Source organism: Roseateles sp., from assembly GCF_047654805.1.
Classification (GTDB): domain Bacteria; phylum Pseudomonadota; class Gammaproteobacteria; order Burkholderiales; family Burkholderiaceae_C; genus Pelomonas.
This window is the reverse complement of sequence record NZ_JASGIV010000001.1, coordinates 826812-842147: the sequence shown is the minus strand read 5'-3', so window position 1 is coordinate 842147 and position 15336 is coordinate 826812. Positions and strand designations below refer to the sequence as shown.

The 15336-nt window shown below is 70.4% G+C and carries 17 protein-coding genes; 7 read left to right on the top strand and 10 right to left on the bottom strand.

Translation table 11 applies throughout. From position 1 onward, the window contains the following. Nucleotides 1-4 precede the first annotated feature (4 nt). Both QM732_RS03780 and QM732_RS03775 read right to left on the bottom strand, forming a co-directional pair. Entirely contained in the window at nucleotides 5-280 is a 276-nt protein-coding gene (locus QM732_RS03780) for a metal/formaldehyde-sensitive transcriptional repressor (protein WP_415654861.1), read from the bottom strand. Nucleotides 281-595: 315 nt separating this feature from the next. Then, nucleotides 596-1417, bottom strand: a complete 822-nt coding sequence (locus QM732_RS03775) for an HDOD domain-containing protein (protein ID WP_415654860.1) — start codon at nucleotides 1415-1417, stop codon at nucleotides 596-598. Between the two features lie 280 nt (nucleotides 1418-1697). Between QM732_RS03775 and QM732_RS03770 the strand changes: the two genes are divergently transcribed. After that, nucleotides 1698-2042, top strand: a complete 345-nt coding sequence (locus QM732_RS03770; RefSeq protein ID WP_415654859.1) for a zinc ribbon domain-containing protein YjdM — start codon at nucleotides 1698-1700, stop codon at nucleotides 2040-2042. 30 nt (nucleotides 2043-2072) lie between these two features. On the opposite strand, the gene QM732_RS03765 is transcribed toward QM732_RS03770, so the two are convergent. The 4 genes from QM732_RS03765 to QM732_RS03750 form a co-directional block, all read right to left on the bottom strand. Then, nucleotides 2073-2648 carry a DUF4760 domain-containing protein gene (locus QM732_RS03765; protein WP_415654858.1) on the bottom strand — a complete coding sequence of 192 codons (576 nt, stop codon included), beginning with the start codon at nucleotides 2646-2648 and terminating at the stop codon, nucleotides 2073-2075. Between the two features lie 222 nt (nucleotides 2649-2870). Further along, nucleotides 2871-4103, bottom strand: coding sequence for a S8 family peptidase (locus QM732_RS03760; protein WP_415654857.1), 1233 nt, complete (start codon nucleotides 4101-4103; stop codon nucleotides 2871-2873). Further along, nucleotides 4100-4705 carry a zf-HC2 domain-containing protein gene (locus QM732_RS03755; protein ID WP_415654856.1) on the bottom strand — a complete coding sequence of 202 codons (606 nt, stop codon included), beginning with the start codon at nucleotides 4703-4705 and terminating at the stop codon, nucleotides 4100-4102. Before QM732_RS03755 ends, QM732_RS03760 begins: the two co-directional genes overlap by 4 nt. Continuing rightward, nucleotides 4705-5322 carry an RNA polymerase sigma factor gene (locus QM732_RS03750; RefSeq protein WP_415654855.1) on the bottom strand — a complete coding sequence of 206 codons (618 nt, stop codon included), beginning with the start codon at nucleotides 5320-5322 and terminating at the stop codon, nucleotides 4705-4707. Before QM732_RS03750 ends, QM732_RS03755 begins: the two co-directional genes overlap by 1 nt. An 83-nt stretch (nucleotides 5323-5405) precedes the next feature. On the opposite strand from QM732_RS03750, the gene QM732_RS03745 reads away from it, so the two are divergent. The 5 genes from QM732_RS03745 (at nucleotide 5406) to QM732_RS03725 (ending at nucleotide 9846) form a co-directional block, all read left to right on the top strand. Continuing rightward, nucleotides 5406-6581 carry an MlaE family ABC transporter permease gene (locus tag QM732_RS03745; RefSeq protein WP_415654854.1) on the top strand — a complete coding sequence of 392 codons (1176 nt, stop codon included), beginning with the start codon at nucleotides 5406-5408 and terminating at the stop codon, nucleotides 6579-6581. A 3-nt stretch (nucleotides 6582-6584) separates the two neighbouring features. Next, nucleotides 6585-7433: an ABC transporter ATP-binding protein gene (locus tag QM732_RS03740; RefSeq protein WP_415654853.1), complete on the top strand. Its 849-nt coding sequence runs from the start codon at nucleotides 6585-6587 to the stop codon at nucleotides 7431-7433. Nucleotides 7434-7438: 5 nt separating this feature from the next. Further along, nucleotides 7439-8404, top strand: a complete 966-nt coding sequence (locus QM732_RS03735; protein ID WP_415654852.1) for an MlaD family protein — start codon at nucleotides 7439-7441, stop codon at nucleotides 8402-8404. Continuing rightward, complete coding sequence (locus QM732_RS03730; RefSeq protein WP_415654851.1) at nucleotides 8401-8988, top strand: ABC-type transport auxiliary lipoprotein family protein; 588 nt, start codon at nucleotides 8401-8403, stop codon at nucleotides 8986-8988. The genes QM732_RS03735 and QM732_RS03730 overlap by 4 nt, the downstream gene beginning before the upstream one ends. A 111-nt stretch (nucleotides 8989-9099) precedes the next feature. Continuing rightward, nucleotides 9100-9846, top strand: coding sequence for a substrate-binding periplasmic protein (locus tag QM732_RS03725; RefSeq protein WP_415654850.1), 747 nt, complete (start codon nucleotides 9100-9102; stop codon nucleotides 9844-9846). A gap of 55 nt (nucleotides 9847-9901) precedes the next feature. Here QM732_RS03725 and QM732_RS03720 read toward each other — a convergent pair whose 3' ends face one another. From QM732_RS03720 to QM732_RS03705, 4 genes are read right to left on the bottom strand one after another with little or no spacing between them, the layout of a single operon-like run. Continuing rightward, the gene (locus tag QM732_RS03720; protein ID WP_415654849.1) at nucleotides 9902-10303 is read right to left on the bottom strand and encodes a RidA family protein; all 402 of its coding nucleotides are present in this window, start codon (nucleotides 10301-10303) and stop codon (nucleotides 9902-9904) included. After that, on the bottom strand, nucleotides 10300-12261 hold the full coding sequence (locus tag QM732_RS03715) for an amidohydrolase family protein (protein WP_415654848.1): 1962 nt from the start codon (nucleotides 12259-12261) through the stop codon (nucleotides 10300-10302). The genes QM732_RS03720 and QM732_RS03715 overlap by 4 nt, the downstream gene beginning before the upstream one ends. Beyond that, nucleotides 12258-13319: a dipeptidase gene (locus QM732_RS03710; RefSeq protein ID WP_415654847.1), complete on the bottom strand. Its 1062-nt coding sequence runs from the start codon at nucleotides 13317-13319 to the stop codon at nucleotides 12258-12260. The genes QM732_RS03715 and QM732_RS03710 overlap by 4 nt, the downstream gene beginning before the upstream one ends. A 10-nt stretch (nucleotides 13320-13329) precedes the next feature. Continuing rightward, nucleotides 13330-14604, bottom strand: coding sequence for an MFS transporter (locus tag QM732_RS03705; RefSeq protein WP_415654846.1), 1275 nt, complete (start codon nucleotides 14602-14604; stop codon nucleotides 13330-13332). 51 nt (nucleotides 14605-14655) lie between these two features. Here QM732_RS03705 and QM732_RS03700 point away from each other — a divergent pair, with 51 nt between their 5' ends. Beyond that, a complete protein-coding gene (locus QM732_RS03700) occupies nucleotides 14656-15297 on the top strand; it encodes a TetR/AcrR family transcriptional regulator (RefSeq protein WP_415654845.1) in 642 nt (213 codons plus the stop codon). The last annotated feature ends 39 nt before the right edge of the window (nucleotides 15298-15336 follow it).

Genomic DNA, 15336 nt, shown 5'->3' with positions numbered 1-15336 from the left:
GCGCTCATTTGAGATAAGTGCGGACCAGGGCCGTCATGTCCTGGGCCAGTTGATCGCGGTGCGTTTCGGCGTCCTGAGGCACGGCGAGCTGTTCGCGGATATGCGACTCGAGGATCTCTGACATCAGGCCGTTGACAGCGCCGCGCAGCGCGGCCACCTGCACCAGCACCGGCCCGCATTCGTCGCCGGCTTCCAGGGCACGCTCCAGCGCCTCGGCCTGGCCGAGGATGCGGCGAACGCGCAGCAACGCCTTTTTCTTGTCCTGGGGTGAGTGCGGCATGGATGCATCATATACCCCCCAGGGGTATATGGAACAACCCCCACGATGCATCCGCCGGGCTCAGCAATCGAGCAGTCGCCAACGTCAACTGCTCCGCTCCCCCGGTCCAGGGCCGCAGACGCAGGCGGCCAGCCGCCTTCCATGCGATGAGCCCCGGGGCGACCGCGATGCCCGGGCAGAGATCTCACCGACGCTCCCACGCATCCACCTACCGCCATGACACCGCCAGCGGCACAGGCCGCGGGCATTGCCGCTGGTCGCCGGTCCCAGGCCGTCGGGTACCGGCCGGGAGCGCCACGCGCCCTCGGCCCGCGCTCAGGAAAAGTCGCGCGCCTCGTCCGCCTGGGTCCAGGCGATGACCTTGTCGTCGCACAGCCGCTCGGCGTCGGTCAGGCCAACCGCTCCGGCGACGTCGCGCGGAAGGGTGTCGAGCAGCGCCGTGCCTTCGATATCCAGCTCATGCGCGCGCGCGCTCCAGCACGACAGGTACAGCAGGCTCGAAAGCGTCTGATCCTCGGAGTCCTGCGGCTCGCACTGGTAGCGGATGGCTTCGACGATCTTCTCCGGAAACAGCCATCGCGACGCGAAGGCGGCGCCGACTTCGGGATAGGCATAGCCCAGATCGGCGAGCTGGGCTTCATAGCGGCCGTCGTCGGCCGAGAAGCCCGGCTGCAGGCTGGCTCGTTCGGGCATCGCCATCTTGAGAATCAGGTCCCCCGTGCCGTGCAGCAGTCCCGCGGTGAACGCGGCACCCTTGTCCAGCCGCAACTCCTCGGCCAGCGACTGCGCGATCTTCGCGACGTCCAGGCTATGGCGCCAGAACTCGGTCATGTCCACGCCGGGCACGCCCTTGAAGGCGCCGCCCACGGCCGCTGCCTGCACCAGTTGGCGAGTGACGTTCAGTCCCAGTATGGCCGTGGCCGCTTCGACCGTGCCTATGCCAGGACCGCCCGTGCTGTAGCGCGCGGAGTTCACCAACCGCAGGATGCGCACCGTCAGCCCGACCTCGCCGGACAACAGCTGGTTGACCTGACGCAGATCAGGTTCCTCGTTCTGCAGCTCCCCGAGAATCCTGTGAACGGCCTCCGGCAACGAAGGGATCAGTGCATCGGTGGCGAGAAGGTCTTCGAGTTTCATGGGCACCTCGCGGGGAATACGTGATGCTAATGGCCTACGCCCGATCTTCGTGCCCCCTGGAGCGCTACCCCGCTCGAAGCATGAAGGAAGGCGCAGAAACGCTCCCTAGAATTCGGGGACAAGGTCCTGCCCGCGCCCACTGTCCGCCAATCCGCCAATCCGCCGATTCGCAAGCCTCGCTCGCGCCCCGGGCGGGAACAGCGGATCCAGCCTCACATGCACAAGCCTGGGGGCGTTTTCCTTGCTGGCTTCGCCAGCCCAAGTTCCACGAACCCGCCCCATGTCCACCCTGCCCGCCTGTCCCCAGTGCCAATCCGCCTATACCTATGAGGATGGCAGCCAGCTGGTCTGCCCCGAATGCGGTCACGAATGGTCGGCCCAGGACCCGGCGCCCGCAGCAGCCGACGAGGTCCGCGTGGTCCGCGATGCGGTCGGCAACTTGCTGCAGGACGGCGACACGGTGACCGTCATCAAGGACCTGAAGGTCAAGGGCTCGTCCCTGGTTGTCAAGGTCGGCACCAAGGTCAAGAACATCCGCCTGGCCGATGGCGATCACGACATCGACTGCAAGATCGACGGCGTCGGCGCGATGGGGCTGAAGTCGGAGTTCGTGAAGAAGGCCTGAGCAGGCACCCGGCCGCGCGACCGGGAGCCACTACTTTGTCGACCAGGCATCCGCCAGGTCCTCGAGCTCGCAGAACATGCGAGGGTTGTCCGTCCTGGTCCTGCCCAGTGCGATCAGGCCGGACAAGCGCGTGTGATAGATGACGACGATGCCACGGAAGAACTCTCTGGCAAGCTGCTCGTCCAGCGCACTGTGGCGCAGTTGCAGGGCGAGCGCCTCGAGGATGTTCAGGACGAACAGCGCGCTGTTCCTCAGTTCATCGTCGGCATCGATCTTTGCGGCGAGTTCCACCTGGGACAGTGTCGGCGCGAGCTTCATGAAGCTGCCGACCTTGTGGATCACCTCGGCGCACTTCGGGTCCAGCCATTTGTCGATGAACTTGGCCGTCATCTCCAGCTTCTTGAGCTGGACGGTCTCCTGGTGTGCGGCATTCAGGCGAGCGAAATTCAGGGCCGCATAGATCGCCGCCGTCGTGCCCACCCCGGTCGCAACGATCTTGAGGAGATCTTCCAGGTGCGCGGCCCAGTCCTTCACCCAGGCGTAGAGGCAGGCCGCCACCAGCGTCAGGGCAAGGCCCGCCAGCAGGCCGGCGAATGGAATGCTCACTCGTGCTGTCAAGCGGTCGCTGGGCGCCGTCATGGATCTCCCCTTGCCGGCACTGCCGGTCCCGCGATGTTGCCAGCCGCCCCTCAGACAGCGCCACCCCCGCTAACCCCAAACATGTGGAGACTCCCCGCCTGTGGCGGGCGCCTGCACGGCCTGAGCCGAGCACCCAGCACTTCAGGTCGACACTGCCCCCAGCATCGCTGCGCGGCCAGGGCGGCGCGCTCAGCGTGGCATGCGTCCGAGCGGCGAGCAGGCCGGGCCACGCGTCTGCACCAGCCGCGCCAGCGTGGCGCAGCCATCGATGCGCCCCTGCGCGGCGGTGACTAGGGCCGTCTTCAACGTGGGCGCGCCGCGCGCACCATCGAGCTCACGCACCAGCGCCAGCAGGCCCGAAGCATGGGCCGCGGCGAAAGACGACCCCGACACCAGCGACCAGCCTCCGCCCGGCGCCGTACTCGGTACGTCGCGCCCCGGCGCCAGCACGGCACCCGCCGGCAGCGGCGGCGCGCTGCCGACGACGAGCACGCCGGGATGGCTGGCCGGAAAGGGATCCCCCGGGCCCGACAGCGCCGTGACGACCAGCGTCCCACGCGCCAGGGCCTGGTCCAGCAGCAGCGCCAGCAGCCTGTCGTCGGGTCCGCCCAGGCTCAGGTTGATGACGTGGACACCCTGCTGCAGGGCCGCGTACAAGGCCTTGGCCAGGCCCAGGCCGGTGCACAGCGTCTGGTCCGGCGCCGCCTGCCAGCAGGCACGCAGGGCCAGCAACCGGGCCTGCGGCGCGATGCCGGCGATGCCGGCGCCGTTGTCGGCCCGCGCCGCGATGATGCCGGCCACCGCGGTGCCATGTCCTTCCGCGATTAGCGGCCGATCGTCCACGAAGTTCTGGCTGAAGACCACCTGACCGGCCAGGTCCGGGTGGTCGGCCTGCACGCCACTGTCGACGACGGCGACACGCACACCGCGCCCGGTTGCGAGCCGGTGCAGCTCGGCCAGGTGCCACTGCTGCGCGGCCGGCTGGGCGGCGTACAGCGGCTCCTGCTCGCTGCCCTGGGCACGGTACAGGCCCACCGGCTGGGCCCAGGCGACGCGGTGGTCTTCGCCCACGGCACGGGCCACCTCAGCGGAGGAGCGCGGATCGCCATCCGGCAGCCGCATGACAAAGCAGTCCAGGCCCGCCAGCGGCATGGGCCACTCGCTGCGCATCTCCAGCGCGTGGGTGCGGGCCAGCGCCTGGGCCAGTTGCCGGCGCGACTGCCGGCCCTCGGCGTCCGCGTCGGAACTGGCATCGCCGGCGGCCGGCCTGTCCTGCGTCCTGGGAAGCTGCAGCATGACCAGCACCTGGCGCTGCGCCTCCGCGGCTTGAGCCCAGGCCGCAGGGCCCGGGAGGCAGCAGGCCAGCAGCACCAGCAGGCGCATCAGGCCCGGCAGGCTCAGCCACAGGCACACCGGCTTCATTGGGCGGCCCCCGGCTGCAGCGGCTCGGCCAGCGCCACGATGGGCGCCCCGCGCAGCGCCGCCAGGCCCCGGGCATCGACGCGCAGCAGCCAGGCTCCGGTCTGCGTCGGCCCGGCGACGACACTGGCGCCTTCGGCTCGCAGCAGCTCGCGCACGGCCTGCTCACCGGTGCCGGGCTTGAACATGACGATGGCATCGGCCACAACCGGCACGCTGCCTGCAGCGGACAGGCCCTGATAGCTCGCCTCGTCCTGGCGCCCCGCAAGCAGCAAGCCCAGCAGCAGCACGATGGCTGCGCCCTGCAGGCCCAGCGCCCAGGGCATCCAGCGCGGCCCCGCCCTCGGCTTGGCCCGCCGCATCTGCGCATGCATCCTCGCCAGGCCGGCCTCCACGTCGCCGCCCTCGGGCAGGGCACCGGCGACGCCCAGCAGGGCCTGCATCGGCTGCTCCGCCGCCAGCTCGCTGCGGCAGGCCTGGCAGTGCAGCAGATGGCGCTCCACCTCTTCACGCTCGGCATCGCCAAGCTGGCCGCGCGCATACCAGGGCAGCAGCGCCTGCACGGCGGCATGCTCGTCATGGTCCATCGGGATCACCACACTCATCACAGCTCTCCATGCCCGGCCAGGTCGTCCAGCAACAGGCGCAGCCGGCGCCTGGCATAGAACATCCGCGTCTTCACGGTCTCGGGCGGGCAGCCCACCACCTCGGCGATCTCGCCATGGGGCATGTCATGGAAATAGCAGAGTTCGACGACGGCCCGGTGCTCCGGCGAGAGCTCGGCCATGGCCGCTTTCAGCCGTCCGCGCAGTTGCGCCAGGCCCATGCGCTGCTCCGGCCCGGGGCCGGAGTCGGCAGGCTCGTCAGCCGCGTCGGCCTCCACGGGCAGGTCTTGCCGGCTGAGTGCCTTCAGCGCCTTGCGGTAGGCGATACCGAAGATCCAGGTCGACAGCTTGCTGCGCCCGTCGAAGCTGTCGGCACGCTGCCAGACGACCAGCAGGGTGTCGTTCAACACCTCCTCGATCGCATCGGGCTGGCGCATCAGGTGCGACAGGAAGCGCCACAGCCTCGGGTGGTAAAGCCGGTAGAGCGCATCGAACTCGGCACGGCCGCCGCCCTTCAGCCCGTCAAGCAGCGCGAGCTCGAGCCGCTCGGCCGCCGGCCCTCGGGCCGGCGCCGGGGCGTCCTCGCGTTGTCTTCGGATGCCGGGCCACTTCAACATGCTCGTCCTCATTCGCGTGTGTATTCCGGGGTAACGCCTCGAGGTTCAAGCCGATGGTAGCCAGGCGCGCTATCGTTGCACCCATGAGCGACGCTGGCGCCCTGCCCCTGGAAACCCGCAGTCCGGCCTGGGCCGGGGAACCACCCGACGCCACGCCCCAGTTGCTGGCCGGCGGCGGCGAGGCAGGCGCGCGGGAATGGCGGGTCAGCGGCGACTGGACGGTGCTGGCCCTGCGCGAGCGCTACACCGAGTTCCGCGAACGCGTGGCCACCGCCATGGCGCAGACACCGGACGCCCTGTGGGACCTTCGAGCCCTAGGCCGGCTTGACACCGCCGGAGCGCTGACGCTGTGGCAAGGCTGGGGCCGCAAGCCGCCGCGGCGGCTGCTGTGGCTGCCCGAGCACGTGACGCTGTTCTCCCAGTTCGCCCAGCCCGGCGCCCTGCCCAGGCCCAAGCGCCAGCTCGGCCCCGGGATGGAGGTGGCCAGCCTGCGCCTGCTGGGCTTCGTGCGACACGGCGTGGACATCGTCGCCCTGGTCGGCCGGCTGCTGCTGGACTTCGTCCACGTGCTGCGCCACCCCTCGCTGATCGGCTGGCGCGAGATTTCGGCCAACGTCTTTCGCACCGGTGCCCAGGCCCTGCCCATCACGGCCCTGGTGGGCTTCCTCGTCGGGCTGACGCTGTCCTACCTGATCTCGCGCCAGCTCAAGACCTACGGCGCCGACATCTTCGTCATCAACATCCTCGGCCTGGCCGTGCTGCGCGAGCTGGGACCGCTGCTGGCCGCCATCATCGTGGCCGGTCGCTCGGGCTCGGCGATGACAGCGCAGATCGGCGTCATGCGCGTCACGCAGGAGCTGGATGCGCTCTCGGTGATGGGCATCTCGCACACCGTGCGGCTGGTGCTGCCCAAGGTGCTGGCGCTGGCCGTGTCGCTGCCGCTGGTGGCGCTGTGGACCAGCGCAATGATGCTGCTGGGCGGCATGGCCGCAGCCGGCGCCCAGCTCGGGTTGGACCCGGGCACCTTCCTGCGCACGCTGCCAGGCGTCGTCGAGCCGGCCAACCTGTGGCTGGGCTGGACCAAGTCCATCCTCTTCGGCGGGCTGATCGCACTGCTGGCCAGCCACTTCGGCCTGCGCGTGAAACCCAACACCGAAAGCCTCGGCCAGGCGGTCACGCAGTCGGTGGTGACGGGCATCACGCTGGTCATCGTCGTCGACGCGGTCTTCGCGGTGCTGTTCTCCGACGTGGGCATCTGAGGCATGGACACCCCGGAAGCCATCATCGAGGTCGACAACGTGACGACGGCCTATGGCAGCCACGTCATCCATCGCAACCTCAGCCTCACCGTCCACCGCGGCGAGGTCGTCGCGCTGATCGGCGGCTCGGGCTCGGGCAAGACCACGCTGCTGCGCCTGCTGCTGGGCCTGGAAGTGCCGCAGGCCGGCAGCGTGAAGATCTTCGGCCACCCGCTGGGCCGCTGCGCCGCGCGCGACCTGGAGCGGGTGCGCTATCGCTGGGGCGTGCTGTTCCAGAACGGTGCCCTGTTCTCCGCGCTGAACGTGTACGACAACATCGCACTCCCACTGCGCGAGCTCAAGAGTGTGCCGCCCGACCTCGTCAGGCCGCTGGTCATGCTCAAGCTGGCCCAGGTGGGCCTCAGGCCCGAGGACGCGCTCAAGCGCCCGGCGGAGCTCTCCGGCGGCATGGTCAAGCGCGTGTCGCTGGCGCGTGCCCTCATCCTGGACCCGCAGCTGCTCTTCCTCGACGAGCCCACGGCCGGCCTGGACCCGGACAGCAGCAAGCAGTTCGTCAAGTTGCTGCGCCGGCTGCGCCAGGAGCTGGGCCTGACCGTCGTCATGGTCACGCACGACGTGGACACCCTCTTCGCCGTCGTGGACCGCGTCGCCGTGCTGGCTGACCAGCACATCATCGCAAGCGGCCCGCTGGCCGAGGTGGCACGCCTGCCGCATCCCTTCGTGCGCAACTTCTTCCTCGGCCATCTTGAACGCTGCGCCGACGAGGACCTGAGGCGCTTCCGACTCAGCCTGGACGACACCAGCGACGAAGGCGGCGTGCCCGCCGTCCTGCGCGAGGACGCCAACGTATAGCGCCCATGGAAAACAAAGCCCACGCCATCGCCGCCGGTCTCTTCTTGCTGCTGCTCGGCCTCGCGCTGGCCGCCAGCGTCGCCTGGTTTCAGGGCGACCACACGGAGCGCGTGCGCTACACCGTGGTCTCGCGCAGCGGCGTGGCGGGCCTGAACCTGAAGGCGCCGGTCAAGCTGCGCGGCGTGGAGGTCGGCCACGTGGAGAGCATCGCCTTCGACCCCGAGGACCCGCGCCAGATCCTCGTCGGCATCGCCGTCGACGCGGCCGCACCGGTGTCGACAGGCACCTACGCCCAGCTGGGCCTGCAAGGCGTCACCGGGCTGTCCTTCGTCGGACTGGAAGAGGCAGACGCCAAGGCGCCGCTGCGGCGCGCAGCGCCCGGCGCCCGGCTGCTGCTGCGGCCCACGCTGCTGGACCGCCTGGCCGAGACTGGCCCCGGCCTCGTCGCCGGCTTTGCCGAGGCGGCAGCGCGGCTGAACGCACTGCTCAGCGACGACAACCGCGCCCAGCTCGGTCGCACGCTGAACGGGCTGCAGCAGGCCGCCGACGACACCAGCCGCCTGATGAGCGCGTTGCAGCCCGGCGCCCGCGAGCTGCCCGCGCTGCTGAAGGATGCCGATGCCGCCACCCAGCGTGCCGACGCCGCGCTGCGCCGCATCGAGGCGCTGGCGGCCGATGGCCAGCAACTGGCCCAGGCGCTGCAGTCGCGTGCCGCCGTGCTGGACCGGCTGGACGCCGCCGCCGCCCAGGTGCAGGCCACCAGCCGCAACCTCGAAGTTGCGCTGGTGGGCGAAACACCGCCGCGCACCCGCCCGGTGCTGGCCGACATTTCGGCAGCCAGCCGCAGCGTGGAGCGCGCCGCCACCGACCTCGGCGACCAGCCGCAAAGCCTGCTGTTCGGCCGTAGCGCCCGGCCGCCCGGCCCTGGCGAGGCCGGCTTTGCCGAACGACTGAAGGCGGGCAGCAAATGAAAACACGCCTCTCGCTGATGGCAGCGGCCCTGCTGCTGGGGGCCTGCTCACTCGCTCCGACAGTGCCGCCGCGCACGGTCTACGACCTCGGGCCGGCGCCTGCCACGGCGGGCAGCGGCGGCTCCCTGGCCTGGCGCATTGCCGACGTGACGGCCCCACCCTGGCTGGCCGGCGACGGCATCGCCTACCGACTCGCCTTCCAGCAGGCCCAGCGCCTGGAGCAGTACCGCGACAGCTTCTGGGCCGCACCGCCGGCCGCTTTGCTGACACAGCGACTGCGCGAACGGCTCGCCGCCTCGCCAACACCACCAGCCTGCGAGGGCCGGCCTGCGGCCCTGGTGGCAGTGGACCTGGACAGGTTCGAGCAGGTCTTCACCGGCCCGTCGAGCAGCCAGGCCGTGCTGCGGCTGCACGCGACGCTATGGCCCGCCGGCGCCAGCGGCCCGATCCTGCAGCAGCACTGGCACCTTGAACGCACGGCGGCCACGCCCGACGCGCCTGGAGCCGTGCGCGCACTGGCCCAGGCGGTGGATGAAGTGCTGCCGCAACTGGCCGACTGGCTGGTGGCGTCGGCCTGCCGCTGAACCCGCACTGCTGCCGACGCGTCGCGGCTCGCCAACAGCCGCCACGGTTGCGTAGCCTGCCGCCGATGCGCTACCTTCACGGCAGAGCGTCATCGCGCCACGAGGGGAGGCATGGACATGGCTGGAGCCGCACTGCCCGAATCCGCCAGACGGCGCCATCTGGTGGTCGCTGCGCTGGCCGGCCTGGCCGGCCAGCGGGCCCTGGCGCTCGAGACCCTCTACGTCACGGCGGTCAGCAAGACCGGCAGCAGCGGCGTCGCGGCGCGGCTACTGGCCGACATCTACCGCCGTGCGGGCCTGGGCCTGCAGATCGAAGTATTGCCGGCGCCGCGCGCCAGCCTGCTGGCCCTGTCGGACAAGGCCGACGGCGAGTTGGTCCGCATCGCCAGCTATGGCCAGACCTACCCGCAGTTGCTGCGCGTGGACCCGGCCTTCTACCGTGTCAGCGTACGCGCCTACTCGCTGGCCGCGCGCGGCGCCCACGTGCTGACGCGCGAAGACCTGCGCCACTACGCACTGGGCTCCATTCGCGGCATGGCTTACGTGCAGGAGCTGACCGAGCACCACCCAGCGCTGACCTTGACGCAGAGCCCGCTGCAGCTCTTTCGCATGCTGGTGGCCGGCCGGCTGGACCTGGCCGTATGCACGACGCTGGCCGCACGGTCGGCCATCGCCGAGCTCGATCTCAAGGATCTGGACATCTCACCCGAGCTGGCTCGCTTCGAGCTCCACCACTACCTGAACCTGCGCCGCAGGGAGCTCGCCCAGCGCATCGCCGAGGTCATCCGCAAGATGCGCGACAGCGGCGAACTCGAACAGCTGACTCAGCAGTACGAGACGGCAGCACCGCGCGAGTAGCTGCGCGGACGCCCGCGCAGGCAGTCCACGGACGCCGGGAACACCGTTGAGCGTGTCAGTCCGGCGCCGCCGCGATGCACTCGATCTCGACCCTCGCGCCCAGCGCCAGACCATTGCAGCCCAGCGCGCTGCGAGCCGGCAGCGGCGTGGCGCCGAAGAACTCTCGGTAGACCTCGTTGAAGGTCGGCCAGTCGGCCATGTCGGCCAGCATCACGGTGCAGCGCACGAGATGCTGCAGGTCCAGTCCCTGGCCGCGCAGCACGCTGCGGATGTTCTCGAGCGTCTGCCGCGCCTCGGCGCGCAGGCCACCTTCAACGAGCCTGAGCTGGCCCGGCAAGTTGCCGAGCTGGCCGGAGAGGTAGAGCATGCTGCCGACACGCACTCCCTCCGGGAAGGGCACGGTGGCCGGCACAACCTGGCCGCTATTGAAGCGTTCGAAGCGTTCGATTGGGCTCATCGCGGACTCATCCCCATGGCTTGTTCCAGCGCGGCAGGATCGTAGACCCGGCCACCCTTGATGGTGCGGTGGACGCGGCGGATGTCACTCATGTCGGCGAGCGGGTCGCCATCGACCAGGATCATGTCGGCCAGCTTGCCGGCCGTGATCGTGCCGCGGTCCTTCTCGACGCCCAGCACGCGCGCCGGCGTGAGCGTGGCGATGCGCAGCACCTCGGCCTTGGCGATGCCGGCCTGGGCGTAGAGCTCCAGCTCCCGGTGCAGGCTGTAGCCGGAGAAGCCGTCACTGCCGGGCATGATGGTGACGCCACCGTCGTGCAGCCGCTTGAGCATGCGCAGCAGGCCCGGCAGGGCCTGGGCGTAGACGGCCTCCTTGCCAGCCGGCACCGCGACGGCGCCCGAGAGCTGGCGGCGCATCACCACGGTCGGGAAGCGCTGCACCACCGGCCGAAGCGCCGGCGCGGCGCGCGCGGGCTCGCCGGAGAACAGGCCTTCCAGCACAACCATCGTCGGATCCAGCACGGTCTGATGTTGGCGCAAGAAGGTGACGAACTCGCTGAACTCGGCTTTGCGGCCGTCGTCGGAATCAAACTGCGCGAGCTTCTCCGCCAGTACCGTGTAGCGGTCGCGAGTGCGCGTGTCCTTCACCTCGTTGGCGAAGAAGTTCAGCAGGATGAAGTTCAGGTGCTGGATCTCGTCCGCACCGGCCTCGACGAAAGCTCGTGCATAGGTGAAGGCCGGCACGTGGCCGCTGACGCGCAGGCCGCGCTCGTGCGCGCGGTCGGCCACCGTGGCGACCAGGGCCGGGCTGAAGGAGGAGTAGATCTTGACCTGGGCGTAGCCGCGGTCGGCATACCAGTCCACCGCAGCGCGGGCCTTATCGGGTGTGTCGACCTTCACATCGGTCGGGCCGGCCAGCGGCCCTATGCCCTCGATGATGCCGGCAAGCAGAACACGCGGCCCGAGCTCGGTGCCAACATCAAAGCGCTTCACGCGCGCCAGCATGGGCTCGTTGTCGTTGGCCATGTCGCGCGCGCTGGTCACGCCGGCGATCAGGTCGAACACGCCGTCGACGTTGCTGAAGTGCTGGTGCACGTCCCACAGCCCCGGCATCAGGAAGCGGCCGGCGGCGTCCAGCAGCTCGGCGTCCGCCGGCGCCTCGACATCGGCGTCTGGGCCGACGCGCACGATGCGCTCGCCGCGGATCAGCACGCTGCTGCCGGGCCGCACGCTCAAACTCACCGGGTCGAACAGCCGCGCATTGCGGATCAGCAGCGCACCCTTGGGGCGGTGCGTGTGCTGCTGCGCCAGGCGTGCATGCCAGGCCTGGTCTGCGGCCTGCTGGGCGGCCTGCAGCCGGCCAAGCTCGGGCAGGTCGCTCGCCTGCAGCACCTCGAACCAGTCGTCGATGACGCCGGCCGTCTCGCCCTGGCCGTCCAGCCAGACGGACACCGGCGTGAACTCGATGCCGCTGATGCGGTGCAGCGTCAGCCTGCCCAGGGTCTCGCCCTGCTCCAGCCAGGCCTCGCCGGCTGGCAGCAGCTTGAGCCGCCGGCCCGGCGCCTTCAGCAGTGCCCGTGCCAGCACACCCATGAACTCGGGCGGCGGGTTGGCCGGCAGATAGAAGCCCGCCGCACGGGTCTGACCGCTCTCGATGCGGTTCTTCCAGTGCGCCAGGCCCTGGGCATCGCGAGCGAAGCGCTCGCTGAACTCGACCTTCCAGTAGTCGTTGCCCTGGGCCTCGTAGCTGACGGGCAGGCCTCGTGCATCGAGTCGCCAGCGCGCCTGGATGACGTCGCCGCGGCCGCGGTCGTTGAAGCGGTAGTCGGCGGCGGTGACGCCGGGCTGCGGCTGGGTCAGCGTCTGCGTGCCGGCCGCGTTGCCATGGATCTGGACCTGGTCGACCCGCGCCTGCACGGCGCCGGCAACGAGCATCAGGACGATCAGCCAGCGTTTCATGCCCATGCCTCCTGCATCAGGCGGCGGAAGTTGCCGCCGAGGATCTTGTCAATGCGCGCCTGGCCGTGGCCGCGCGCGGCCAGCAGCTCGGCGAGCCGGACGAACTGCGTCGGCCCGCACAGGTCGGGCAGGAAGAGGCTCACGTCCGGCGTCTCGCCAGGCGCGCCTATGCCCATGCTTCGCCTCAGCTCGGTCTCGGCCGCCAGCATGGCGCGGTAGGCGTCCATGTCGTCGATGGCCGTGGTGCCGCCGTCGGTGCCCAGTCCCACGTGGTCCTCGCCGCAGACCTGGAGGGCATGCTCCAGGTGGGCGATCAGGTCGGCGGCCAGCGGCTGGCCGGCCAGCCGCAGATAGGGCATGAAGTACAGACCCACGACCCCGCCCCGCTCGGCCAGCAGGCGCAGCTCGGCATCGCTCTTGTTGCGCGGATGGTCGGCCACTGCGCGGCAGCCGCTGTGGGTGATGGCCAGCGGCCGATGCGCCAGGCGCAGCGCGTCCAGGCAGGTCTGCTCGCTGCTGTGGCTCAGGTCCACGAGCACCCTCTCCTGCTGCAGCCGCTGCACGACCTCGGCGCCGAAGCCGCTCAGGCCGTCGTCGTCGGCGACCGTCGCGCCGCAGCCGACTGCGTTGCGGCCGTTGTAGGTGAGCTGGATGACGCGCACGCCCAGGTTGGCGAACAGCGCGACGCGGTCGGCGCTGCGGCCCAGCATCTCGGTGTTCTGGAAGCCGTAGACGACACCGATCTGGCCGTCCGCCCGCGCCGCGTCGATGTCGGCCACGCCGTGGACCTTGCGCAGCGCTGCGGGCCGGGCGCGGATGAACGCGTCCCAGCCGGCGATGTCGGCCACGGTGGCCTCGAAGGGCTCGGCGCTGCCCGCCACATGGCCCAGCGTGATATTGACGGCCGACAGCCCGGCCGCGCGCGCATCCGCCAGCGCTCGGGCGTCGACGTTCTGGCCGGTGCTGGTGTAGGCCATCACGCTGCGGTCTTCGGCGCCGGGCGGCGTGCGCAGGTTGGGGTTGTCCAGGACACCCAGGGCATTGATGACGAGGTTCATTTTCCGTGCCTCATTTTTCGGGCCGCAGCAACGGCAGCAGGAGAAGGCAGCTCAGCCCGACCAGCGCATCCAGGCCCAGCGTCGCCGCGTAACCCCAGTGCTGGACGGCATAACCCTGCCAGACGACGCTGTAGGTGATGGAGAGATTGGTCAGCGCCATGTAGGCCGCGAACTGCGTGGCGGCCACCGCAGGCCGGGTGATACCCATGAACACGGCCACGCGCGCGCCGTAGATGAAGCCGAACAGCAGGTGGTAGGCGACGACCGCCGCCATGAAGGCCTGCACCAGCGCCGCAGGCGCCTGCTGGCCCGGCGTCCAGCCGTGGCGCTGCAGCTCCAGCATCAGCACCAGCCCCGGCAGGCTCAGCAGCACGACGTACAGACCCAGGGCCTTGCGCAGCGGGACGCGATCCGACAGCCAGCCGCCCACGACGCAGGTCACGGCCGTGGCCGCCTGCGAGGCCGTGGCCAGCCAGGCGATTTGCCCGTCGCTCAGGCCCAGGTCCACGGCCAGGTTGGCCTGCAGCCCGCGAGACAGCGCCATCGCCGAGATGGGCAGCAGGCCGAACAGCAGGCCTGCGAAGGCCAGGCGTGAGCCCAGCAGGGCCTGCAGCGCCTCGCGGACGAAGTTGCCGATCTCGCCCATCACCGCAGGCAACGAGGCGCCGCCGCGCACGGCCACCGTGCCCGGCGCCTCGCGCATCGGCACCACCACCAGGCCCATGACGGCGGCGATGGCCAGCGCCAGCACGAGGATGCTGCCATCAAAACCGATGCGCCCCATCAGCAGCAGCGCGCCACCGCCCCCCACCAGCACGCCCAGCGACTGGCCCGCGAACATCATGCCGCTGGCGAACGCGCGCTCGTCCTCGTGCAGCGTGGTGACGGCCAGCGCATCCACCGCCACGTCCTGCACCGCGCCGAACAGGTTGTGCACGACCAGCAGCGCCGTGAACAGGCCCAGCTGGGTCGCCGGGTCCAGGCGAGCCAGCGGCAGGAGCGTCAGCACCATCATCAGCTGCGCGCCCAGGATCCAGCCGCGGCGCGGCCCCAGGCGGCGCGACGTGATCAGGTCGACGAAGGGGCCATAGGCCCACTTGAAGGCCCAGGGTAGCAGCACCAGGCCCAGGAAGCCGCCGATCTCGGCCGTGCCCAGGCCCTGACGGCGCAGCTGGGTTGCGACCGTCGTCATCGCAAAGCCCAGCGGCAACCCCTCGGTGAGGTACATCAGGAAGAACGCCGCGATGCGCCCCCTGCGGGACGCCAGCAGATTCGGCAGTCGCATCGCCCGTCATCCCTTCTCTTGAACGGCGAACAATTCTAGAATTTTGTTCTAATGAACAGCCCCCGTGGTTCCACCAGCCGCCTCGCCGAGGTGCTCGAGATTGCGTCGCCGGGCGAGCGTGGCGCCAGCCGGCGTGCGGTGCTGGCGCACGCGCTGCCCTGCTTCAACGCCCATGGCATCGAGGCCGCCACCATCGAGGAGCTGCGCCTGCGCAGCGGCCAGAGCGTGGGCACGATCTACCACCACTTCCGCAACAAGGAGGGCGTGGCCGCGGCGCTGTTCTTCGCCGGCTTTGACGACCAGAGCCGCGTCATCGCCGAGCGCACGCATGCCGCGCCCGACGCCCATGCCGCCGTGGTCGAGCTGGTGGCAGCCTATGTCGGCTGGGTGACGGCACTGCCCGAGCTGGCGGCCTTCCTCTTCATGGCGCGCGAGACCATCGCCCAGGGGCCGCACGGTGACGCGTTGCGCGAGCGGCTGGAGGCGCGCTACGCCCCCATCGACGCCCGCCTGGCCGAAGGCGTGCGCGCCGGCCTCATCGCGGAGCTGCCCGCCGAGCTGATCCCGGCCCTGGTGCTGGGGGGCGCGGAGTCCTACTGCCGGGCCTGGCTGGCCGGCCGGCGCCAGGGCCGGCCCACGGCCTACGCAGCACTGCTGGCCGAAGCAGCGTGGCGGGGCATCGCAGCCGATTGAGCGCCTCCCCAAGCGCGCAACCGCTTGAGGATTTCTCCG

Coding starts and splice junctions, on each gene's coding strand:
- QM732_RS03780 (WP_415654861.1), bottom strand. CDS start 280: ATGCCGCACTCACCCCAGGACAAGAAAAAGGCGTTGCTGCGCGTTCGC.
- QM732_RS03775 (WP_415654860.1), bottom strand. CDS start 1,417: ATGAAACTCGAAGACCTTCTCGCCACCGATGCACTGATCCCTTCGTTG.
- QM732_RS03770 (WP_415654859.1), top strand. CDS start 1,698: ATGTCCACCCTGCCCGCCTGTCCCCAGTGCCAATCCGCCTATACCTAT.
- QM732_RS03760 (WP_415654857.1), bottom strand. CDS start 4,103: ATGAAGCCGGTGTGCCTGTGGCTGAGCCTGCCGGGCCTGATGCGCCTG.
- QM732_RS03755 (WP_415654856.1), bottom strand. CDS start 4,705: ATGAGTGTGGTGATCCCGATGGACCATGACGAGCATGCCGCCGTGCAG.
- QM732_RS03750 (WP_415654855.1), bottom strand. CDS start 5,322: ATGTTGAAGTGGCCCGGCATCCGAAGACAACGCGAGGACGCCCCGGCG.
- QM732_RS03745 (WP_415654854.1), top strand. CDS start 5,406: ATGAGCGACGCTGGCGCCCTGCCCCTGGAAACCCGCAGTCCGGCCTGG.
- QM732_RS03740 (WP_415654853.1), top strand. CDS start 6,585: ATGGACACCCCGGAAGCCATCATCGAGGTCGACAACGTGACGACGGCC.
- QM732_RS03735 (WP_415654852.1), top strand. CDS start 7,439: ATGGAAAACAAAGCCCACGCCATCGCCGCCGGTCTCTTCTTGCTGCTG.
- QM732_RS03730 (WP_415654851.1), top strand. CDS start 8,401: ATGAAAACACGCCTCTCGCTGATGGCAGCGGCCCTGCTGCTGGGGGCC.
- QM732_RS03725 (WP_415654850.1), top strand. CDS start 9,100: ATGGACATGGCTGGAGCCGCACTGCCCGAATCCGCCAGACGGCGCCAT.
- QM732_RS03720 (WP_415654849.1), bottom strand. CDS start 10,303: ATGAGCCCAATCGAACGCTTCGAACGCTTCAATAGCGGCCAGGTTGTG.
- QM732_RS03715 (WP_415654848.1), bottom strand. CDS start 12,261: ATGAAACGCTGGCTGATCGTCCTGATGCTCGTTGCCGGCGCCGTGCAG.
- QM732_RS03710 (WP_415654847.1), bottom strand. CDS start 13,319: ATGAACCTCGTCATCAATGCCCTGGGTGTCCTGGACAACCCCAACCTG.
- QM732_RS03705 (WP_415654846.1), bottom strand. CDS start 14,604: ATGCGACTGCCGAATCTGCTGGCGTCCCGCAGGGGGCGCATCGCGGCG.
- QM732_RS03700 (WP_415654845.1), top strand. CDS start 14,656: ATGAACAGCCCCCGTGGTTCCACCAGCCGCCTCGCCGAGGTGCTCGAG.